The sequence below is a fragment of the Flavobacterium calami genome (assembly GCF_038290035.1).
GTDB classification, from domain to species: Bacteria; Bacteroidota; Bacteroidia; order Flavobacteriales; family Flavobacteriaceae; genus Flavobacterium; species Flavobacterium calami.
The window spans coordinates 1-19,797 of sequence record NZ_JBBYHS010000002.1 but is presented as its reverse complement, the minus strand read 5'-3'; the positions used below and the strand labels follow the sequence as shown (position 1 = coordinate 19,797).

General features: G+C 35.5%; 14 protein-coding genes. 2 read left to right on the top strand and 12 right to left on the bottom strand.

Annotated features, from left to right (window positions below):
- Positions 1 to 328 precede the first annotated feature (328 nt).
- Positions 329 to 1,699 (top strand): phophatidylserine decarboxylase associated domain-containing protein, encoded by a 1,371-nt coding sequence (locus AAEO57_RS01640; protein ID WP_341688867.1) that lies wholly within the window; start codon positions 329 to 331, stop codon positions 1,697 to 1,699.
- 134 nt (positions 1,700 to 1,833) lie between these two features.
- Here AAEO57_RS01640 and AAEO57_RS01635 read toward each other — a convergent pair whose 3' ends face one another.
- The 10 genes from AAEO57_RS01635 to AAEO57_RS01590 form a co-directional block, all read right to left on the bottom strand.
- Complete coding sequence (locus AAEO57_RS01635; RefSeq protein WP_341688865.1) at positions 1,834 to 3,345, bottom strand: right-handed parallel beta-helix repeat-containing protein; 1,512 nt, start codon at positions 3,343 to 3,345, stop codon at positions 1,834 to 1,836.
- A gap of 199 nt (positions 3,346 to 3,544) precedes the next feature.
- Complete coding sequence (locus AAEO57_RS01630; protein WP_341688863.1) at positions 3,545 to 5,203, bottom strand: S1C family serine protease; 1,659 nt, start codon at positions 5,201 to 5,203, stop codon at positions 3,545 to 3,547.
- A complete protein-coding gene (locus AAEO57_RS01625; protein WP_341688861.1) occupies positions 5,193 to 6,380 on the bottom strand; it encodes a TlpA family protein disulfide reductase in 1,188 nt (395 codons plus the stop codon). Before AAEO57_RS01625 ends, AAEO57_RS01630 begins: the two co-directional genes overlap by 11 nt.
- A gap of 6 nt (positions 6,381 to 6,386) precedes the next feature.
- The gene (locus tag AAEO57_RS01620; protein ID WP_341688859.1) at positions 6,387 to 7,541 is read right to left on the bottom strand and encodes a peroxiredoxin family protein; all 1,155 of its coding nucleotides are present in this window, start codon (positions 7,539 to 7,541) and stop codon (positions 6,387 to 6,389) included.
- Between the two features lie 81 nt (positions 7,542 to 7,622).
- Positions 7,623 to 9,188, bottom strand: coding sequence for a PKD-like family lipoprotein (locus tag AAEO57_RS01615; protein WP_341688857.1), 1,566 nt, complete (start codon positions 9,186 to 9,188; stop codon positions 7,623 to 7,625).
- Between the two features lie 33 nt (positions 9,189 to 9,221).
- On the bottom strand, positions 9,222 to 9,977 hold the full coding sequence (locus AAEO57_RS01610) for a DUF4843 domain-containing protein (RefSeq protein WP_341688855.1): 756 nt from the start codon (positions 9,975 to 9,977) through the stop codon (positions 9,222 to 9,224).
- Between the two features lie 22 nt (positions 9,978 to 9,999).
- Positions 10,000 to 11,439 (bottom strand): RagB/SusD family nutrient uptake outer membrane protein, encoded by a 1,440-nt coding sequence (locus tag AAEO57_RS01605; RefSeq protein ID WP_341688853.1) that lies wholly within the window; start codon positions 11,437 to 11,439, stop codon positions 10,000 to 10,002.
- A gap of 33 nt (positions 11,440 to 11,472) precedes the next feature.
- Complete coding sequence (locus AAEO57_RS01600) at positions 11,473 to 14,745, bottom strand: SusC/RagA family TonB-linked outer membrane protein (RefSeq protein WP_341688851.1); 3,273 nt, start codon at positions 14,743 to 14,745, stop codon at positions 11,473 to 11,475.
- A 207-nt stretch (positions 14,746 to 14,952) separates the two neighbouring features.
- Positions 14,953 to 16,110 carry a FecR family protein gene (locus tag AAEO57_RS01595; protein WP_341688849.1) on the bottom strand — a complete coding sequence of 386 codons (1,158 nt, stop codon included), beginning with the start codon at positions 16,108 to 16,110 and terminating at the stop codon, positions 14,953 to 14,955.
- Between the two features lie 134 nt (positions 16,111 to 16,244).
- Complete coding sequence (locus tag AAEO57_RS01590; protein ID WP_341688847.1) at positions 16,245 to 16,787, bottom strand: RNA polymerase sigma-70 factor; 543 nt, start codon at positions 16,785 to 16,787, stop codon at positions 16,245 to 16,247.
- 427 nt (positions 16,788 to 17,214) lie between these two features.
- Here AAEO57_RS01590 and AAEO57_RS01585 point away from each other — a divergent pair, with 427 nt between their 5' ends.
- Positions 17,215 to 18,585: a phophatidylserine decarboxylase associated domain-containing protein gene (locus AAEO57_RS01585; protein ID WP_341688845.1), complete on the top strand. Its 1,371-nt coding sequence runs from the start codon at positions 17,215 to 17,217 to the stop codon at positions 18,583 to 18,585.
- A gap of 309 nt (positions 18,586 to 18,894) precedes the next feature.
- On the opposite strand, the gene AAEO57_RS01580 is transcribed toward AAEO57_RS01585, so the two are convergent.
- Both AAEO57_RS01580 and AAEO57_RS01575 read right to left on the bottom strand, forming a co-directional pair.
- Positions 18,895 to 19,590 carry a hypothetical protein gene (locus tag AAEO57_RS01580; protein WP_341688843.1) on the bottom strand — a complete coding sequence of 232 codons (696 nt, stop codon included), beginning with the start codon at positions 19,588 to 19,590 and terminating at the stop codon, positions 18,895 to 18,897.
- Positions 19,591 to 19,797: hypothetical protein (locus tag AAEO57_RS01575; RefSeq protein WP_341688841.1), on the bottom strand; the 207-nt coding region annotated here is incomplete at its 5' end. It abuts the gene before it with no gap.

Below are 19,797 nucleotides of genomic sequence, written 5' to 3'. Positions count from 1 at the left end.
TAAAACTGTAATTGAAATGCCCCTTTAATTATAGTTTTTTCAGAACTGGTATAAAATATAATTAGAAAATATTCCGCCCTATATTCTTTTTAAATATCTAATGGAGCAATTGCCATTATAACTCAAATACGTCTTAAATTCTTGAACGATTATTGTATTTTTTGCAATTCTTAGCAGTTTTACCTGCCACTCAAACTCATGCTTATAACTCTCCTAAATTAACAATTCGGGCTCTTCATAACAAAAAAATAAGCTTCTATACCCAAATACATTTTTTAAATTATTTTCTAAAATAACTTCGTTTTATCAACTTAACTCAAAAAAACTCATGGAAGCAACTACATTCAACAAAGCCAAACAATTATTGGGGAGCTGGTTACCACAGGACCCACAAATTATAGAAAACTGGACACTCAAAATCAAGGAGTTTGTCAAAAAAAATCCAACACCACTCATTCCTGAAATTACCGAATTTCAAAATCTGGTATATTCTGACCCTGTTTTGTATGCCAATGTGCAGGGAATGTTTGCTGAAGCACATTTTTTAAAACAAAGAACTCCTTTACTGTGGGAACCAGAACCAGTGACTTTTGAAGATTTCCTTGTTTTACTCAACGGAATCATGCAAACTGCTCCCGAAGCTTACCAAACCGGAGCTCCCGGAAATCAAACTGCTGCAGGTATGATTGGATTTCCTATAAATGCCCTTTTGGCATGGCCAATGGCAACCAATTTTGGGTACGATGTTTTTTCAAACGCATTAGTCAATCAGCAGCTGAAAAAAATATTGAATTACTGGTCTAAATTTTTGGTTACAGAGGATTCTCGTTATGTTTTGATCGAAAATGACCCTTCGGAAAACGTGATTGCATGGCTAAGCGAACTGGCACAAACTGAAATGATGGAAGTTGCCAAAGGAGCTTTAGGTTTAGAACCGAATCCGATTCCTGTCAACGCTACTTTTTCTGATGTTTTTCAGTCAGACCCTTCAGATGTTTATTACGGATTCAAAAGCTGGGACGATTTTTTCACGAGATTATTTTGTCCGGATGTGCGTCCTGTTACTGCTCCCGATGATGATTCGATCATTGTAAATGCCTGTGAGTCGGCACCTTTGCAAGTAGCTAAGAATGTCGCTTTGTCGGATCAGTTTTGGTTAAAAGGACAACCTTATTCGTTAGAAAACATGATGAATTTTGATCCCTTAGCACCTCAATTTGAAGGCGGAACAGTTTATCAGGCTTTCTTGAGCGCTTTGAGCTACCACCGCTGGCACAGTCCTGTAAACGGTAGAATCGTAAAAACGGCTATTGTAAACGGTTCTTATTATTTAGAAAATCTATACCAGGGTTTCTACAATCCGGAGGGAGCCGATTCGAGTGCGCCTAACAATTCGCAGCCCTTTTTAACGGCAGTTGCCACCAGAGCAGTTATCTTTATTGAGGCAGATAATCCTGCCATTGGACTGATGTGTGTAATGCTTGTAGGGATGGCAGAGGTTTCCAGCTGCGAAATAAAAGTACAAGCCGGAGACGTTGTAAAAAAAGGCGATGAGCTGGGTATGTTTCATTTTGGAGGTTCAACACATTGCCTGATTTTTAGACCGGGTGTTAATTTAGATTTCACCAATTACGAAACACCAGGCTTAGACGCTCCTAATAATATTCGTGTGAATACACAAATTGCGAAAGTGGTTTAGAAAACATACTAGCAATTTTTGATATTAAATACAAAAACGACTTAAGCTAATTATTAAAAAGTCGCAAATCGAAAGACTTGCGACTTTTGTCTTTCTAATGAAATACTCGCCGGATAATTATAAATTCTTCAACTCTAACCTTTGATAATACGTTTACTAATTTTATTTCCAGGTGTTGTTATTGTCAAAATATAAGCTCCTGATGGAAGATTTCCTAAATTTAAGTTTTGTGTCTGCCCATTTACTGTTTTAGTAACAATCAATTTACCAGACAAATCAAACAACTGAATTATAGCACCTTTTGCAACTTCATTAAATTCAACCGTCAAAATATTTTTTACCGGATTTGGATAGTAATTAAATGTGAAACCAGAGTCAGTACTTTCTATTGTTTCCACAGCAAGATCAGTATTTATTTTTTTAGCGGTTGTAAAGTTACTTTCGGAATAACCTAAATCAGGATTACTGCCGGAATACGAAAGACCAACATTCGTTCCTTTGTCAATTAAATCGCTTCCCTGAACTAATTTGAAAGGCAAGTTAGTTGGAAGATCCCCATTTGACTGTCGGGCTCCAATGGCAAGTGAAGTACTGGTACTTGTAAAATCGGAGGTATTTACAGTGACACTTAGATTCCAAGAGTTGTTTTGCTGTGTAGCGTTTGAAATAGAAATTGTTCCGGATAATGAAATATTATTTTTGAAAATATGTTTCTTTCCCGATTGCACCGGATTTCCAAAACCAAAGTTGATGTTGTTTCCGAATCCTGTACAATTATATAGTGTTATGCTTCCGGTATTGTTGTTCTGATCGAATCCTTTTTTGGGATGTCCTATTGCAACACATCGGGTCAGTACATTATCTGCCGGAACAGAATTACCTCCTACTTTAAAACCATTTCCATTTCCGGTAAAGCCTCCGTAATTCCACACATCAACGCCGTTTCTGATCGCCCAGCAATTTTCAAAAGTTACTTTTTGAGTACTGTCAAAACAATCGTATCCGTCATCTGAATTTTCCCAGGCACGGCAGTTGATGAACTTATTTCCCGGTCCCTGCTCTTGTTTTGGACCAAAGCCATCCGCCATGCTTCCCTTCTTTTTAGGATCATAATTTCTATAGGCATCACAGTTTTTTACTGTAGTGTTTGAACCTCCTTTGTTAATTTCTAAACCGGTATTACGATTGTTATAAAAAGTACAATTTTCGAAAATAGTATTGGAACCTGTTACATACGCTCCCTGATAGCCTGCTCTGGTAATGGCAATTCCTTTGAAACTCCAATAGGAACCTGTAATGCTAAAACCATACGAATCCTGTACCCATTCCTGATCCGGAAACGAAAAATCTATGATCGCCCTTCCATTGTTTACACATTCTACCTTAATAGGACTTGCTGAAGTTCCTGATTTTGTAAACGAAATAGTATTTTTAGCACCGGCAGTATAGGCTATTGTATACGTTCCGGCCTGTAATAAAATAACATCTCCGGCAACGGCTTTGCCCACAGCTGTTTTAAAATTCATAGCATTCGTAAAACTCGAACCCGAATTAGTAGCGTTTCCGGTGGGTGTCACGTAATAAGTTGTTGCTGAAACTGATGCCGATACCAAAAGGGACAGCATGAAATAGTAGATTTTTTTCATAAGTTTTGTGTTAGTTTGAACTGAACAAGGTACTTATGGTTTTTTATAAAAACATTGAATTAATTCAATGGTTGTTGTGAAATTGGATTTGATTTGAAAATTGCTTTTTTCATATACATAAAAAGAGGAAAGCTTTCGCTTTCCTCAATCTTGAAATTTTATTAAATTGCGGGAGACAGCCTCTTTTTTTAAGGGAAAATCAAATTTCAGTTTTTAAAGAGGATTCTACAAAATTAAAAATTACCTCAGCAGGTATTGCCAGAGAACACGTACGGCTAAATCGGGCTATATTAATTCCCATAAAAGTTCCGTCAGTTTTAAAAACAGGCCCTCCGCATTGATACGGTTTTAATTTTGCATCATGCGCAAAAACGGCTTCAAAATTATCAAATCGTTCACTTCTGCCTCCTTCAAATTTATTAGAAGGATGATCACTTAAGGGAGATTTTTCTAATACTACGTTATAATCGAATTCTTCTCCGTTTCTTAATCCTTTTATCGAAATCGTATCGCCCACCAAATACTGCATTAATTCCCTGCCATAATCTTCGGGCTTCGTGACAGCAATACCGTTAATAAATTTGACCTGATCCTGCACTTGCAGACCTGCTTTTGCAGCCGGACTATCCGGACCAAAACTGGTAATAGTTATATTTCCTTTAATAAAATTGGCACCGGCACCAAAGTAACCTTTAGCAGGTTTAGTCTCAAACTTAAAAACATCAGATCCTAAAAAACTTAATTCATTTTTATTATCACTTAAAAAACTAACAAGGGGTATCCCAAGATTTTCAAATGAGTCAACAGCTTTAGTTTTAGAAATTGCTTCTTTATTAATTTTATTGATTTTTAGAAGTGCTAAATCATTTGGCAAATTAGTAGCAACAACTTTTGCATCGTATAATTTACCATCAATTTTAACTAAAATAGCATTTGTTAGCAGACTGCTTTTAGTAACAATCCATGTAAACTTTCCTGATTTATTCCCGGGTTTAATAAGCGTACCAAAAGCTATTACTTTTACCTCATCGGCCTTACTTACTATTTCAACTATGCCTTTTGCCACTAAATTAGGAGGAGTAACGCTTAGATTTATAAGTTTATCCTTTAAAGGGTCAGGTGTAAACTGTTGTTTATTTGAAGGCAGTTCGGCATAATTTACTGGTTGTAACAAATCTTCCCAATATTCTCTGAACAGGTTGACAGGTGACTCGTAATTAATATCTTCGTCTATCGCTATACGGCTATGAATTGCAATAACTCTTCCCAGGTTGTCAAAAAGCGGGCCTCCGGAATCCCCGGGTTCCATTTTGCAGGTTGAAACCATAAATCCCCATGTATCTAACGCGGTTGCTATTTTGCCTACACGAATAGTTGGAACATCCTGATTGAGTGTTGTTGGATAGGCTATACTGACACACAAATTGTTAGTATTCATGCTATCCGACCAACCCATTTCTGCAAAAGGGTAAGTTCCCGGATCCATTATTTTAAGCATTCCTATATCCGGTCTTCCCTGCATAGATTTAATTCCCATTCTTCCCAAAGCTTTAGCTTTCGCTATTTTTCCATCAGGAAAATGTACTCTGTAAAAATTACCCGGATGAATGGCATGAGCAGCAGTTAAAATAATTCCTTCTGGCTTCACGACAACACCCGAAAACTGCGGGCTGTTTTGTTTTAAGTTTAAACTATCAATACCCCACAGCTTTACAGCTGCGGGATATGATTTTTCTAAAACATTTTTGACGGCTTTATCCTGAATTTCTGTATGCTGTGCTATTACAACGCTGTTGGTTAACAGTAAGAATACAAATAAATTTTTCAGTAGAAAAAATGCTGTTTTTTTATTTTTCACTTTCAATTGCTTTAGCTAACTGGTCTTTTAAGGATTCGCTGAAACCAGTAAATTTCTGAATTATTTTTCCTTCTCTGTCTATTAAAAACAAGGTTGGTATCCCCACAACCATAAATTCTTTTAGGGTCTTTTCTTTATCGGGACTTAACACTTGAGGCCAAGGCATATTTTCTTGTGCCATAGCTTTGCGCCAGGCTTCCTGATTAGAATCTACGGAAACACTCAATACCTCGAATCCTTTGTCTTTATATTTAGTGTAAAGTTCTTTTACCGCAGGAATGGATTTTCGGCAAGGACCGCACCAGCTTGCCCAAAAGTCAATTAGCACATATTTACCTTTAAAAGACTCTATGCTAATGATCTCCCCATTAGGAGAAGGATAGGCAAATGAAGGTATCTGACTTTTATTTTTTAATGAATTTCTAATATTCTTCTTGGTTTGGTACTCCTTATCCATATATTTCAGATTTTCGGATTGTGGATATTTTTTAAGTGCCTGCTGCATGTTCCATTCAAAAAAAGCGCTATCGGCATCAGTAGGATACAAACTAAGTAAATAAGCGATGGCCGGACTATCCGAGTTAACTTCAATAAATTTCTCTAAACGAAGTCTGTTAAATTCACCTGATTTTTTGATATAGCCATCACTCTTAATATACTTTCTCCAGGTTGAATCCTGCTGTGCAGTACGGTTCGCTACTAACCATTCCTCATTCAATATTTTCATTTCTTCTGAAGCAAGATATTGATTGTAATCCGCTGCATTAATAATCTTAGTTGACTTAGAAGTACTTTGCAGCTCAACAAAACCGGAGTTTTTCATTTTAAATTTAGACGTATCATAACCACGAGCCGAAACTTTTACATCTGCATCGGCCCAAAACGATGCGGTTTGCCATTTTAAAATATCTAAAGAATATAGCGTTTGTTTTTTATTCGTTTTTAGTTTGAAATCTCCCTGCTCATTTATTACTGTTGAATCGATAAGCTTTCTTTGACTTCCAATTCCTTCATATAACCAGATCTTATTGTATTTTTTAAAAATCTCAGGGTTTAGATTTTGAACATGTCCATGAATAAGAATTGATTTCTCTGATTGTGCTTGTAAGGCAAATGATGCGAAAAAGAAAAAAATGAAACTTAGACAAAAAGGGGATATTTTTTTTAATTGTATCATGATAGCTTATTGTTTAAATATTTCTTTTAATGTCTGATCTAGTTCTTCATGCCCGGAACCTTTCCAACGTTTCACTAATCGTCCTTCTTTATCTAATAAAATTTGGGTAGGATATGCCTCTATACTATACATTTGAACAACATCTTGTTTCATATTAATTTCGTTGTTGATAACATTTGTCCAGGTTAGCCCATCTTTTTCAATAGCTCCTTTCCAATTTTTTTCAGCTATAGCCTGACTTTGAACTTTTTCACTTGCAACGCCTAAAATTTCAAAACCTAACGATTTGTATTTCGCATACAATTCTTTTAAATGAGGATTAGCTGCACGACACGGACCACACCAGCTGCCCCAAAAATCTAACAGTACATATTTCCCTTTAAAATCAGAAAGTTTTACCAACTTACCATTTACATCAGGTTTGGTAAAATCAGGCATCGGACCACCATCACTTATTATTTTATTGGCCTCAATTTTAGATTTTATACCCTGACCATATCTGGTATTTTTGTATGTTGGGGACAAGGCATTGAATGCCTGTTCTAACTCGCTTGCAGAATAACTTTTCGATGTTTGATTTAAGTAGTAAATACTGGCAAGTAAATCGGGATTTTCTTTAATAAAAGCATTTTTACCATCTTCAATAGCCTTTCGGTTGGCCATCATCTTTTGTAAATGCTTCTCGGTCTCTTCTTTGATACCCATCATACGAATTTCTGTGAATTGCTGCTGAAGCGCCATCATTTCTTTTATGTTTTTGGCTTGTAATTTTCTTAGTTTTGTAAAACCGTCATTATGGATATCGCCTGTTACTTCGGCCAGATGTAGTTCATCTACATTACCATTGACAGTAATATTCGCTCCTTTACTAAGGACAATTTCTAAACCCGGAGCCGGCATATACATACCTGTTTTACCTCCACCCAGGTAAATGTTACGATCGTAGGTTGTCCTTAATTGCGTAACAATAGGCTCATCTGTGGCTTTACCGCTCAATTCAAATACGTCATTTTTTGCTTGTACTTTAATATCTCCTTCAGGCCCGGGAACAATTATCTGCTCGTTACCTTGTCCTTTAATTTTTCCTTTAATAGTAAAGTCTTGTGCACTGACTGCAATTGCAGCGGAACACATCATCATTGAAATTATAAACTTTTTCATTTACTTGATTTTATTATTTTTTTTTAAATTACTTATTATTTTATCCCGATACTTTTTTATGGCGTATCGGGATTAAATTGATTACCTGACAATAAATGGTTTCCAGGCCATGGCTTTTATTTTACCAAACCCGGTGTACCTTTTTTCTGTACCTGTAATGATGGCACCATTGGTTTCATTTACACCCATTTGATAAACCGATCCTGTTTTTGTGCTTTCATTATAAGTTGCGATGTATAAAATTTTACAAAAATTCTTAGGATCATATATTACACCCGTCGCTCTGTTCTGATTGTAATATTTTTGTAACGAAATTGTAGTTATAGTTTCGCCTGCCGGAGGAGTCCAGAGTTTTTCTGTAGTACCAGGCGTGTATTTAAACTGATATAAATTATTAGAAGAACTATAGTAAAACACTTCGCCATACGCCCCAGCAGCAATAGCATTAACATTAGCTATTTCGGGACACGAACTCATGTTGTATTTTCCTCGTCCAATTGTAGCGGTTTCTCCGCCAATAAAATTTGCGGTCAGTAAAAAATAATTGCCACTATCATCTTTCATAAGCATATGTTCGAAATTGCTAAATCCTAAATCGGAATCGATTAGTTCTAAACCAACATTTTTAACATCAAATGCAGCAGTTGCAGCCTGCGTAGTGGCAATAGGGATAATTTCTGCACCCCTTGAAACCACTTTCACAAACCTCTTATTGGTCTGGTCGTATAAAATTGCATCAAAAGCAGCACTTGTTGCAGTTGCCATCCAGGGTGCTAATTTACCATAGCTGCCCGCTAAGGCATCATTAAATGCTCTGTCTCCAGGTGCAATAATGGTGTAGTCAACCACATGCAATTGATTGTTATTCATTAGAAATTCCTTTCTGGCTATAGTTGTAGTGACAAATTCAGGAGCTTTTATTGCCGGAGGTGTCCAAAACATTTTATCATTAAAAGTAGCCATACTTCTAAATGTTGCGGGGTCTACACGTACCGCATCATTAGCGCTTTGTATGTATAAAGCATGAGCTCCGGTTAAGTTAGCAAGTGAATAAATTAGTGAACCTGGTTTACCGGGAATTGGAGCTCCATTGGCATTTGCATATAAGTCATAATACACACGTTCATTAGTGGCGGTTTTAGAAATTTCATTATTCGTTATCAAACCAACATCCGTATTGCCATCTTTTTCGTAGAGTACCATCCAGCCTTCGGCTAAGGCAGGAGTGACTGCCACAGGAAATTTTGCAAATGTTTTTACTCCTGTATTTGTATTGGTTACCGTAAAAAGAACTTCCCAGACTAATTCATTGGCTGTAATCTCTTGATCAAGGTGTACAGTATTTGCCAGATTGTGCCTTTCCAGAATGTCTCTATTGATCTGAGCGGGATACATTTCCCAACTGAAACTTAATTCCTTAAATTGAGGATTTTCAGGATTTACTTCTGTGCCCTTATAGATTACTTTAGGTTTTAAGGTTAATATGTCATAACGTAAAATAGAATACGAGGTTGCCATTCCGGAAACATCAATAGTTACTTCATCTAACTTTTGATACTCATAATTTCCTTTATCATCATAACAGGAAACCATTGTAATCATAAGAAACAAGAAGCTTAACAACTTAAATATATTTGTTTTTCTCATCTTTTAAATTTTTAAATTAGTCCTATCCAAAGATTATGGAAAAACAACTAATACATTATTTTCATCTCTCAAAGGCTGACTGTTCGCTTGATTGTACTTTATCAATTCGCTTTTGCAACGATTTTGATAATACTGGGCACGTGTATAACTAATTTCATTAGGAGGCACAGGTGTACCTGTATAACGAACTTTGAATACGGGGGCTTCACCGATTATGGTTGTAATAAATTGAAATTTAACATCCGAATAAACGCCGAAAAAGGTAGACAACCTATAATAAGGAAGCGGGTCTACATCCCAATGAGCCGGTTTGCTAAATTTGTCCCTGAAAACAATTTTTAAATCAGAACGTTCTGTAATTCCCTTTTTAAAGTTTTCATCTTCTTCAAGACCAAAAACAATCTTAGCAGAAGTATTTTTAAAATCAGAAGAACGATAAATATAAATAGGAAAAACGTCCAGATATGTATTTGCTTTTAGTACATAGTCCTTTAACTCATAATGAACCCCTTCTAAAATTGTAGTGGTATCACCACCTATAGGTTTTAACCTGAAAATCCTGTCCTGAGCACTAGCAAGTCCGGTTAATCTGACAGAGAACATTATACTGTCTACAGGATTCAGTGATTTAAAAGCATAGTTGTACTCCAAACTGTCTGGTTTCATAGTGTTAGTACCCAACCACAAGTTTAGTCCACTAAAATCTTCAGGGTATATTGATTTGGGTTCTTCTTCGCATCCTATAAATAGTAAGGAGCAGATTAGTATTGCAAATGTTATATTTTTCATAGTAATGAAATGTATTTTTTAATTATTGATTATCTACTCTGCCAGGTGCGTTATTAAGTTCACTTACCGGAATTGGCAATTTATAACCTTTAATAGCGATTATATCATTAATTGGTGAGCGGGGAATACGGGTTGCGTTTAATCTTTTATGAAAAAAGAAAAGCTGTCCTTCACCTATAACATCCTTTCTAAACTCTTGTAATAAAACAGCATCAAATACAGAGCTGTCAATAGTCATTGTACTTAATCCTCTGTGTGTGCGTACCTCATTAATCAATGCTGAAGCCTTTGTGATATCTGTATCTTTGAGAGCTTCTGCAGCAATAAAGTACATTTCAGACAATTTAAGAATTGGCATTTTATTTCGATAAGCAGCTGGCCAGGTTGTACTTTCTAACTGTTCATACTTTCTTAAAAAATAATTCCCTTCATTGTTTGCTCTGTACCAGTACAGATATCTGTAATCGTCTGAGTTACTATCGTAATATTCGGTTCTGGTTGGAGGAAACATATAAAAAACATTACTACCGCCTGTCGTGGTAAATGAGTTTTCATAAATAGTATTCATTCGAACAATATTCAGAGCGAATAAATGTTCGGTAGAAAATGTAAGATCTGAATTATTTGCATCTACCAGGCTATTTTGAGTAATCCATGGAAATTTTGTTGAGTTTATTACTTCCATAGCATTAGAAGCTGCCTGGGCATAATCATGTTTGTAGAGATAAACCCTGGCTAAGAGTCCTTTAACCGCATAGTAATTTAAATGCACCTGACGGTTCATTAAATATCCATTATCATCTGCAATAGTAATTTGTTTTCCTGTTACTATAGGGTCATTTTTCAATAACTCCGCTGCCTGGTTTAAATCAGTAATAACATTGTTAATTACGGCATCTACGGAAAGCTGTGGCGCAATTTCTTTACTGGCTTTTGTGAAATAGGGAATCGACAATTTGTTTGGGTTTTCCTTGTAACTTGCCCCAAATACACGAAGAAGGTCAAAATGAATCCATGCTCTTAATGCTAAGGCCTCTCCTTTTATAATGGCATAATTATTATCCCTAAAGACTCCTTTTTGTGCATCAATTTCTTCTAATAATTTATTGTCATTGGCTATTGCATTATACATTTGATTCCAGATAGCATCAATTCTGTTTAAAGAGGTAGTGCTATTTTTATAATCATAGGTTTTGTCAAAGTCATAAGAGATGCTTTGAAAATCCCATTCGGCCCCCAAAACTCCTATTAATCCGAAGGTCATTTCCCTTCCATATAATGATTCGTAGGTCAAAGTCGTGTAAACGCCCGCCAATGCTTCTTTGAAGCCGCTTTCGGATGAAAATAAACTACTATCGCGAACCTGGGATTTGGGTTCAACATCGAGCCAGTCTGTACAGGAACTCAAAACTAATGATAGAGTTAAGACTATTATTTTGGGTAATATTTTATATGATTTCATGGTTTAAAACTTTATACATTAATATTGTATCGCTTAAAATGATGCCTGGAGAGAAAAAGAAAACGTTCTTGCAAAAGGAAAATCTAATCCCCGTTCGGCTCTAATAGTTGAGATTCTTGCTAAATCATTGCCGAATAGTGTCAATCTTAGTCGGCTTAAATGCGATTTTTCTAAAAAGTTCTTATTTCTAAAATCATAAGAAACATTCACAGAATTCAATAATAATTCATCCAGATCCTGAACAAAACGGGAACTTGGGTTGGTTCGGGTCGGAGTACGTCCAATGGCTTTAAAGAAGGCATTATCCCCCGGGTTTTTCCAGGTATCTGTAAATACACGTTCATCGACATTATATTGAATATCTACATTTTCTACCCTATCCACTAATGTCTGATTGTAATACTGGCCTCCAAAACGATACGAAAATGCACAGTTGACACCAAAACCTTTATATTGTGCGTTAAATCCAAAACTTCCTCTGACCTTCGGCGTAGATTCTCCTACAGCAACCTGATCATTTGGATCCCAGACATAAGTTAGATCCCCATTCTTTTTCACAAAAATTTCGCTGCCCGTAGCAGGATCGATTCCCATAGATCGAACGGCCCAAATAGCAGTGGTAGATTTCCCTTCCTGATATCTTACAAAAGGTTTTGTAGATGTACCTCTTTCAGCTTCTAATTCATCATTAACTGAATTTAACGCATCTGAAATTTTAACTAATTTATTTTTATTGGACCCAACTGTTAAAAATAAATTCACAAAACTATTGCTGGAAGGATCACTCCATGTTTTATAGTTTAAAGTGGCATCGATACCATTATTTCTTAATTCGCCTAAATTTTCTGAAATAGTACTAAACCCTACTGATCCCGGCATCGCTACCTCTGTAAGCAGGTTATTTGTAAGACTTATGTAATAATCAAATCGCAACGATAATTTGCTCCATAAGCCTAAATCCAGACCAAAGTTATAATCCTGGGTTTGTTGCCACTTTAGCTGGTTGTTTGCTAAACCTATTAATTTGGCTCCCACTATGTTGTCATAATAACTATCTGTAAAATAGTTGTAAGTAGCCATGGCCTGATACGGGTTAAAATTCTGGCTTCCAGTATATCCGGTAGAGGTACGTAACTTTAATTGTGTGATCCAGTCTGCTTTGAAAAATTTTTCTTTGTGGATATTCCATCCTAAACCAACCGACCAGAAGCTCCCCCAACGGTTATCGGCACCAAATACACTCGATCCTTGTAAACGATAGGTAAGATCTGCCAAATAACGGTCATCGTAGGAATAGTTTAACGCAGAAAGTATTCCCGTTTCTCTAGTAAGAGCATCAGCGCCTGATGGTCGGCCATCCTGAGCATATTGTCTTGCAAAATTGATATAATCCACTCTGTCATTTAAAAAGCCCTGAGCATGTACACCGTGGCTTTCACTTCCCACTTCGTATAAATTCCATCCGGCATTTAAGTAAAAAAGGTGTTTATTTATCGTTTTGGAATAGTTTAGCGTAAGATCTGTTTTAATAGAATGACTTATCCCATCAGTTATTGTATAATCTCCTCTCCTATAAAAATCTTCTTCCGAATATTCAGCATAGCGGGTATGATTGGCGGGATAAAAATCTTCTCTGGTTTCATGAATTTGCGTATAACCCAGACGACCAACAATTTTAAGTGCCCTGGACAAAGACCACTCTGCCTGAAAATTATTGGTGATATCAGTGTAATCACTAAAATTTTTAGTTCCTAACGTAGCATTAAATAATGGGTTATAATAGTTTATAGGAGTTCCTGATCCGGAATCAAATTGGCCTAATAATTTTTTAATATTGCCATTATCATCATAAGGAGTCCAATACGGATTTAATCTTGTGTATTCCGAAAATGAACCATACGGAGAATCATAGGCATGAGTGCCAGTGATTGTCAAAATATTTCTAAAAATAAAATCGCTTACACGATACGATAAAAACAGATTGCCCGAAGTGGTTCTGCGCCCTGATTCTTTCATAACTCCCGGTATGGAATTATACGTTAAATCTGCACCATAAGTAAAATTATCGTCCCCTCCTTCCAAAGACAATGTACTTTTATGACCCACAGCTGTGGTTAAAGGTTGAGAAAGCCAATAGGTATTTACGCCTCTTGCCACCTCAGCATAGGTTCTGTTATATTGCTCCTTAAGTAATTGTTCACTATAATAAAAATTAGAACTATACCTCCCGGCATTTAATTCTACCTGAAGTTTTTGCTCAGCATTGGTTAAATGATAACTGCTCAAATCCGGTGTCGTTACATTTAGATCTCCGGTGTAGCTCACTCTCATTTTCCCTTTTTTCGGCCTTTTCGTTTCTACTACAACAACTCCGTTTGCTGCTCTGGATCCATAAATAGCTTTTGCAGCAGCATCTTTAAGAATGGTTACTGCAGCTACTCTGTTCATGTCTAAATCGTAAATTTTCTGCAAAGTAGTCTCAAACCCATCTAAAATAAACAAAGGGGAGTTTGGGTTATTTGCATATTCACCGCTTAAGCCCGGTAAGCTATTTGCTCCTCTGATTTGTACGTCTGGCAACATGTTTGGATTGGAACCTGCAGCTATATTATCAATTTGAACAAATGCAGGGTCGAGTACTTTTAAACTTTGAATTAAGTTCTGATTTCCTATTGTTCTCAATTCTTCTGCAGTAAATGTAGAGGCAGCTCCAGTAAAACTTTCCTTATTTCTGGTATAGATTCCGGTAGACACAATCTTAACAGCCTGAAGTTCTGTAACATCTTCTTCTAAAGCTACTTTAATTTGCTTATTACTATTAATCTGAACTTCTTTCGTTTTATATCCTATATAGGAAAACTGAAGAATATCATCTTCAGGAACTTTCATAGTAAACTGGCCATTCAAGTCTGTAATTTCAGTAGTTTTTGTTTTTTTTGAAGTTACGCTCACTCCCGGCAAAGCCAAACCTTTAGCATCTGTTACAGTACCGGATATCTGAATTTCTGCCTGCTGACTAGCATTACGGGAAATTGCTACAGGAATAGATTTGATTACAATAGTGTTATTTCCGGCTAATGAAAATTCCAGCTTATTAGCAGTAACGCACTTTTCAAGTAAATTTGAAATTTTAACTGATCCCTTTTTTAAATTTACTTTGGGTGCGTTTAAAAACAAATTCTGAGAATAGATAAAATTGTAATTGGTTTGTTGAATAATTAAGTCAAATACTTCATTGACACTAATTGTCACGTCTTCCTTTATCACAATTTTTTCATTTTGAGAAAAAACGGTTGTAGGTGACATACTAAAAGCCGTGAGACAGCAGAATAACAGTATGGTTCGAATCATAAAAATAAAATATCGATCCCAGCAAGGGGGACGAAAAATGGTTTGGTTAATTTTCATAAATTTGTTTTGGTGATTGGTTATTAAATTAATTGGTCATTATGAATCAAAAAGGGGGATTGTTATACACCGGCCAAAGTTTATATGCTTTCCCTCTTTTTACTTTTATTTAAAAATTACAGTCTTCTCTTTTATCTCATACGATTTAATTTGGTTAGTTGTTTTGATTAATTCCAGTATCACTTCAAGGTTTTGGTTTTTGCTAAATTGTCCCTTAAATTTTTCACTTTTAATTGTTTCACCTTTAATGATAAAATCGACGTCATACCATCTGGATAAAACTTTTACAATATCCTTTAATGTCAAATCATTAAAAACAAACTGACCATTTATCCAGGCCAATTCTGTATCTAAGTTCGCAGGAGTAATTCTTAAAGAAGAAGTAACTGAATTCACAACAGATTGTTCTCCAGGGCGTAATTCTTCTTTTTTATTAGCGTAATCAATAGCAACCTTACCCTCTTTCAGGGTGGTTATTAGATTATCTTCGTCTTTATATGCTTTGATATTGAATTGGGTGCCGAGTACTTCAACATTTTGTCCTTTGGTTTTTACGTTGAAGTGTGAACCTTTATGAGCTGAACTTGGAGAAACTTCAAAATAAGCCTCACCATACACTAATTCTACAAAACGAGGCTTACCATCGATAAAATGATTAGGGAATTTTAACTGGGTTTCAGAGTTAAGTCTAACTTTAGTTCCATCGGCTAACAACAAAGAGAATTGCCCTGCACGCGGAATGGTTAAGTAATTGTACTCTATAGCTGCATTATTATCGGAATAGGTAACTGATTTATCATTTGTAGTTACTCCATTACCTTTATACGCATTCCCGTTTCCTAAAACTATAGTCTGCCCATTTCCTAAAACTAAAGTCGCTTTATCTGTACCAGGCACAATAGCAGGTTTAGCGGATGCAACGGTGGTTTCAATTTTGTTTGTGGAATCGAGGGCAAAATAGAATAAAGTTCCTAATACAATTACTGCGGCTGCGGCATACTTCCCATATTTCCATATAGGTGTTTTATCTACAGGTGCGCCGATTGCTTTTTGTATATTTTCCCAACCCCTTTTTTTATCTATTTGTTGCGATAATAACTGTCGCTGTCTTCTTTTTTCAGGATTGGTTATGTTTTCAAAAATATAATCCTTGTCCGTTTGCTCAAAAAGATCCGTTTCTTTTAGTTCTTCTGGATCTTTTTCTTTGACAAGCGATAGCGCAATCTGCCTTGAAAGTTCATAAAGTTTGTTTAAAGTCGTCATTAGTATCGTTTTTTTTTTACTAAGACGACAAAAAAGATAAAGTGGGTGTAGAAAAAAAAATATTTTTTTTAATGTTTTCTGCAAAACACCTAAATATCTACAACAAAATCAAGATATTACCGTAAAATATATAACTATTTTTTTAATTCGGCTATAAAAGCAAATAAGAGGAAATAGTCTTTTAATAGAGGACGTAAACGCTTGTAAGCAATCTTTTTTTGTAGTTTAATCGTATTTAAAGAAATTCCAAGTTCCTCAGAAATTTCCGGATTACTCATGCCTTTTATACTCAATTTTATAATTTGAGCACATTTTTCAGGTAGCGTTGTTATAGCTTTTTCTAATATATGATTTGTTTCAGAGATAACCACTTCTCTATGAAAAAACGGATCCGTCTCCCATTGAAATACGTCTTCCTCATAGAGGGATTGTGTTGTTCTTACATAAACACTCTTCAAATAATCGAGACACTGATTTTTAACTGCTGTATATAAATATGATTTAACAGCCTGGTCATGCTGAAAGGCAATTTTTTCTTCCCATATCCTGATAAAAACATCCTGCACTAAATCCTGTGAAGCTTCAAGATTTTCAACATACTTATTGGCAAACAGGCACAAACTACTATACATAGTGTCGAATATATGCTTATATTCTTTTAATGTTAATGTTTTCATTTCTGCCTTTGGAAAATTAGGAATTCTGGTCAAAATTAGTTTTACACAAAACTATTTGCCAAATAAATAAAATTTTAATTGGATAAAGGCATTTTAGACTAATAAATTTGACAGAACAGTTAATTTTTCGAATATAAACAAGAAATTATGTATCAATTTGATAATACTGCCATATTTAAGGAAACAACGCAGGCATCATTTTGTTTTGATAGATTATCTGTACTAGTCAAAATAGGGTGATTGATATTTCAGAGCTAATCAAAAAAAAGGTTACCGAATGCTTTGTCTATTAATTTCGATACTGCTCTTTGAGTTGAAAAATTGCACTAAAAGCTCTTCCATAACAAAAAAATCCGCTTCTGTACCTAAATACATTTTTTGAGTTATTTTCTAAAGTACCTTCCCTATTAATTTAACCCAAAAGATTATGGAAGCAACTACATTCAACAAAGCAAAACAATTATTGGGAAGCTGGTTACCGCAAGACCCACAAATTATAGAGAACTGGACACTAAAACTCAAAGAATTTGTCAAAAAAAATCCAACACCGCTCATTCCTGAAATCGCCGAATTTCAAAACATGGTGTATTCAGACCCCGTTTTGTATGCAAATGTGCAAGGGATGTTTGCCGAAGCACATTTTTTAAAACAAAACACACCTTTGCAATGGGAACCGGAACCTGTGAACTTTGAAGATTTCCTTGTTTTACTCAACGGAATCATGCAAACCGCTCCCGAAGCTTACCAAACCGGAGCTCCCGGAAATCAAACTGCTGCAGGTATGATTGGTTTTCCTATTAATGCCCTTCTGGCATGGCCAATGGCAACCAATTTTGGGTATGATGTTTTTTCAAACGCACTGGTCAATCAGCAGCTGAAAAAAATATTAAACTACTGGTCTAAATTTTTGGTTACAGAAGATTCCCGTTATGTTTTAATCGAAAATGACCCTTCGGAAAACGTAATTGCATGGCTGAGCGAACTGGCACAAACTGAAATGATGGACGTTGCCAAAGGGGCTTTAGGTTTAGAACCAAATCCGATTCCTGTCAACGCTACATTTTCTGATGTTTTTCAGTCCAATCCTTATGATGTATATTATGGATTCAAAAGCTGGGACGATTTTTTCACGAGATTGTTTTGTCCGGATGTACGTCCTGTTACGGCGCCCGATGATGATTCGATTATTGTAAACGCCTGCGAGTCGGCACCTTTGCAAGTGGCTACAAATGTGGCTTTGTCGGATCAGTTTTGGTTAAAGGGACAGCCTTATTCGTTAGAAAATATGATGAATTTTGATCCCTTAGTACCTCAATTTGAGGGTGGAACAGTTTATCAGGCTTTCTTGAGCGCTTTGAGCTACCACCGCTGGCACAGTCCTGTAAACGGCAGAATCGTAAAAACAGCTATTGTAAACGGTTCTTATTATTTAGAAAATCTATACCAGGGTTTCTACAATCCGGAGGGAGCCGATTCGAGTGCGCCTAACAATTCGCAGCCCTTTTTAACGGCAGTTGCCACCAGAGCGGTTATCTTTATTGAGGCAGATAATCCTGCCATTGGACTTATGTGTGTAATGCCTGTAGGGATGGCAGAGGTTTCCAGCTGCGAAATAAAAGTACAATCCGGAGACATTGTGAAAAAAGGCGACGAGCTGGGGATGTTTCATTTTGGAGGTTCAACACATTGCCTGATTTTTAGACCGGGCGTTAATTTGGAATTCACTACTTATGAAACACCGGGATTAGATGCTCCTAATAATATTCGTGTGAATACACAGATTGCGAAAGTGGTTTAGACATTAAATACAAACTGGAATTACTAACGCTAAAAGCCGCAAGTCTTATGATTTGCGGCTTTTTGATTTTTATGAATAAGTTCTAAGAATAATGTCTATTAAAACGGACAGTTTAAATTTGTTTGTGAGTACGAACTCGAAGCCCGCACGAGCAGGGCCCTATGTTTGAGAAGGAAGTTCAATCTTCTATTCAAATACTTTATGAGATTTTTAAATATTTAAAGGTTAATATTCAAGAGTTCTTGGTTATGATAAAATAAAAAAACTTTTTCGATTTTAATGGAAAGTGTTTCAAATAATAATATACTTTTAATTTACAATAATTTCTTTAAGTTTTTGAGCTAATAAATCTACTGAAATTTGGAAAGGAATATTTCGAGTGGAAATAGGACTAATTTGTTCATATAAATTATTATTTGCTTGATTTCTGGCTTCCTCCAAAGTAGACGCATTTATCTTTTTATGATTTTGCATACGAAATAAATGATCGCTAATAATTTCTTCAAATCGATTATTTATTTCTTTCAAATATGGTGTCCAAACAATTAAAGTATCAATATCAATTACAGTTAATCCTTTAATAATATTAGGCTCATACTTGTCTTTAAATTTATCCCTTACAATATTCAAATACCAACTATTTAATCTATAATTTATTCCCGGTGATTGAAAAATCCTGTCTTGAATTATCAAAACTGGAAAAATGTTTAGATTATTTTCTGAATTTACGTATTCATCTAGCTGAAAGCTTTTATTCACAATTTCTTCAATAGAATTTATTAACTGTCCAATACCAACAGCTTTTTTACCGTCATGAACAAACTTCTCATGCAATACCGCATTAATTTCATCTATATTGGCTGAAGATTTTACAGCTTTTGAAATCAACACATCTTTATTCTCAAAAAGAAATACCGTATTTCCATGACGAATATAGTAGTCTGGTTCACCATCTATCTCACGATCAGCAACTCTTTTTTTATAAAAATCTTCACTAGTGTCCACTTAAAATAAGTTAAAAACCAGCTGGTTAGTATTATGTTCATTGATATTATTGTAATCTGATTTCATAAGTAGTTCATTTATAAATGTTTTATCGAGTAATGATGCGGATAAAATTTGTAGAATTTCGTAGGTTGAGCGATTGATTTTTAAATCTTTTGCTATTATAGAGACCAAGCAGTAAGTCACAATTGCTACATTAATTTGAAT

What these genes read in the sequence shown, in the direction of transcription:
- AAEO57_RS01595 (WP_341688849.1), bottom strand. Translation starts at nt 16,110, where the DNA reads ATGACGACTTTAAACAAACTTTATGAACTTTCAAGGCAGATTGCGCTA.
- AAEO57_RS01620 (WP_341688859.1), bottom strand. Translation starts at nt 7,541, where the DNA reads ATGAAAAAGTTTATAATTTCAATGATGATGTGTTCCGCTGCAATTGCA.
- AAEO57_RS01585 (WP_341688845.1), top strand. Translation starts at nt 17,215, where the DNA reads ATGGAAGCAACTACATTCAACAAAGCAAAACAATTATTGGGAAGCTGG.
- AAEO57_RS01605 (WP_341688853.1), bottom strand. Translation starts at nt 11,439, where the DNA reads ATGAAATCATATAAAATATTACCCAAAATAATAGTCTTAACTCTATCA.
- AAEO57_RS01625 (WP_341688861.1), bottom strand. Translation starts at nt 6,380, where the DNA reads ATGATACAATTAAAAAAAATATCCCCTTTTTGTCTAAGTTTCATTTTT.
- AAEO57_RS01615 (WP_341688857.1), bottom strand. Translation starts at nt 9,188, where the DNA reads ATGAGAAAAACAAATATATTTAAGTTGTTAAGCTTCTTGTTTCTTATG.
- AAEO57_RS01590 (WP_341688847.1), bottom strand. Translation starts at nt 16,787, where the DNA reads ATGAAAACATTAACATTAAAAGAATATAAGCATATATTCGACACTATG.
- AAEO57_RS01600 (WP_341688851.1), bottom strand. Translation starts at nt 14,745, where the DNA reads ATGTCACCTACAACCGTTTTTTCTCAAAATGAAAAAATTGTGATAAAG.
- AAEO57_RS01635 (WP_341688865.1), bottom strand. Translation starts at nt 3,345, where the DNA reads ATGAAAAAAATCTACTATTTCATGCTGTCCCTTTTGGTATCGGCATCA.
- AAEO57_RS01610 (WP_341688855.1), bottom strand. Translation starts at nt 9,977, where the DNA reads ATGAAAAATATAACATTTGCAATACTAATCTGCTCCTTACTATTTATA.
- AAEO57_RS01640 (WP_341688867.1), top strand. Translation starts at nt 329, where the DNA reads ATGGAAGCAACTACATTCAACAAAGCCAAACAATTATTGGGGAGCTGG.